This window comes from Pseudomonas sp. 65/3-MNA-CIBAN-0223, from assembly GCF_040310425.1.
Classification (GTDB): domain Bacteria; phylum Pseudomonadota; class Gammaproteobacteria; order Pseudomonadales; family Pseudomonadaceae; genus Aquipseudomonas; species Aquipseudomonas gregormendelii.
This window is the reverse complement of the sequence record NZ_JBEOPV010000074.1, coordinates 1-336: the sequence shown is the minus strand read 5'-3', so window position 1 is coordinate 336 and position 336 is coordinate 1. Positions and strand designations below refer to the sequence as shown.

The following is a 336-nucleotide window of genomic DNA, read 5'->3' as shown; positions in this document are numbered from 1 at the left end:
CGCGAAGCCGAACACCGCGGTCGAGTCAGCCGGCAGCGTCGGCGCGCCGAGCAGTGCGTCCCAGTGCTGGAAGATGACCCCGTCGCGCACGGTGCGGCCGACGTGCTGCACGTCGAAGCAGATGCAGCGGTATCCGGCATCGGCCCACGGCCGTGCCATGTTGCCGGTACGGTCAAACAGGAAAACTGCGGTGGGTACGCTCACGGTCGCATCCTCAATTCGTTGCATCAGCATTAGGGGTGGAAACTCGGCTAGCATGTGGCAGCTTTGTATGAAGGCGCCGCGCTGCAGACCTTGGCGTTGTGACGGCGCCCACCCGTCACACCGAGCGTCCAC

At 65.2% G+C, this 336-nt stretch carries 1 protein-coding gene; it reads right to left on the bottom strand.

All coding sequences use genetic code 11. The features are described from left to right. Positions 1-204: hypothetical protein (locus tag AAEZ09_RS27975; RefSeq protein WP_350601595.1), on the bottom strand; the 204-nt coding region annotated here is incomplete at its 3' end. Positions 205-336: the final 132 nt, after the last annotated feature.